Below are 1681 nucleotides of genomic sequence, written 5' to 3'. Positions count from 1 at the left end.
CGGGCGCGTCCGAGCATCGTCTCCGAGGCCCGGACGGTGACCGGCAGCGTCTCGGCGACGAGCGGGCCGAAGCGCCGCCCTCTCGCCACCGCCACCGCGAGCCCGGCGGCGAGGAGCAGGAGGATGGCCGGGGTGACCCAGTCCGGCGTGAGGCTGCCGAGCGTGTCCGGTGCGGCGGTGCCCTCGACGTCGGAGTCCTGGAAGGAGGGGACGTACCAGACGAGGCGGTCGGACTGGCCGAGCAGCGCGAGGCCGAGGGCGGCGTTGCCGTTCTCGGCGAGGAAGGCGTTGCTGAACAGCTTGGTGCCGTCGACGATCGTGCGACGGTTGCCGTCGCGGTCGTCCACGAGCACGGCCGCGCCGCTGTCGTCGCCGAAGCAGGCGTCGACGCCGCTCGCGGGCGAGAACAGGCGGTCGGGCCGGATCGTGCCCACTTCGGCGAACTCGGGCACGGCGCAGTCGGCCGCGGCGGTGGAGACGCTGCCCGGCGCGGGCTCGCCGATCCGCAGTTCCCCGAGCAGGTGCGTGCCGGTGGAGAGGAAGACCACGCGTGCGGCCGGCGCGATGAGGTCGGCGATCGCGTCGTCGCTCAGGGTGTACGGGTTGGTCATGGCCAGCGTGGCATCGTCGTCCAGTGCGGCGCGGACCTCGGCGCGGCTGCGGGCGACCTCGACCTCGACGCCCCGGTCGCGGAGGATCTCGGCGAGGGCGAGCGCTCCCGTGTCGCTGCGGCTCTCCGGGTCGAGGGCACCGCGAGCGCCGGGGCTGCTGGCGGCGAACTGCGAGGCGGCATAGGCCACGACGAGCACGAGGATGCCGATGAGCGCCCAGCCGACGATCGCGCCCGTGTGGCGAGGGCGCCGCTCGGCCGTCGTGGCGTCCTGCGGGGTGACGAGGGTCATGCGGGTACCGCCTCCGGTCGCCGCGCGCGCAGGCGGTCGTCGGTCGCGGCGAGCTCGCGGTAGGTCTCCTCGGAGGCGGGGTGGCGCAGGTAGCGCACATCGTCGAAGGCGGCGGCGGCGCGGCTCATCGCGTCGGACTCCTCGGCGAACACGAGGCTCGCCGATCGTGCGATGGCCTGCGCGGTCGCGCCGGGCGCGGGGTCGATGAGGTCGCGTTCGAGGAGGCTGCGCGCGATGGCCCGGTAGCGCAGCACCACGGCCGTGTCCCAGTCGCCGTCGCGCGCACTGCGCTCGGCATCGGTGCACAGCTGCGCGGCGGTGCGGTCGTCGTCGGCGCCCAGCAGGTGCGCGTGGCCGCGACGTACCGTGCGGGACCGCCGGGGGCGCCCCCACACGAGCAGGGCCGTGATCAGGGCGGCGGCGATCAGCAGGACCACGGCGATGAGCGCGACGGGGCCGACGCTCTGACCGTTGCCGGAGCTGAACAGATCGGCGAGGAACCGTCCGACGTCGCGGGCGAGCAGATCGAACCAGGTCGGCTTGGCGTCGGCGTAGCGCGGGTTGGCGAGCTCCTCCTCGGCCCACCGGCGCGCTTCATCGCCGTCGGGGATGAAGACCTCGTCGAACCGGAGCATCATGCGGAGCGGTCACCGCCACCGGGAGCCGTGCCGTCGCCCTCGGGCGAGGGAGCGGGTGTCGCCGGAGCCGCGGGATGCGGGGCCGGGGCGGGCGGGGGCGCGGGGGCGAAGGCCGGCGCGGGTGCCGGCGGGTACGCGGGT

General features: G+C 75.3%; 2 protein-coding genes. Both read right to left on the bottom strand.

The annotated features are described in order from the left end of the window. A partial coding sequence (locus DW309_RS10885) for a DUF4350 domain-containing protein (protein WP_136045382.1) occupies positions 1 to 902 on the bottom strand: 902 nt, incomplete at its 3' end. After that, the gene (locus tag DW309_RS10880) at positions 899 to 1540 is read right to left on the bottom strand and encodes a DUF4129 domain-containing protein (protein ID WP_136045381.1); all 642 of its coding nucleotides are present in this window, start codon (positions 1538 to 1540) and stop codon (positions 899 to 901) included. The genes DW309_RS10880 and DW309_RS10885, both read right to left, overlap by 4 nt. Positions 1541 to 1681 lie beyond the last annotated feature (141 nt).

It is taken from the genome of Microbacterium sp. K41 (assembly GCF_004794395.1).
GTDB classification, from domain to species: Bacteria; Actinomycetota; Actinomycetes; order Actinomycetales; family Microbacteriaceae; genus Microbacterium; species Microbacterium sufflavum.
Note: the sequence above shows the minus strand (reverse complement) of the source record. Positions and strands in the feature narration are given on the sequence as shown.

Coding starts and splice junctions, on each gene's coding strand:
- DW309_RS10880 (WP_136045381.1), bottom strand. CDS start 1,540: ATGATGCTCCGGTTCGACGAGGTCTTCATCCCCGACGGCGATGAAGCG.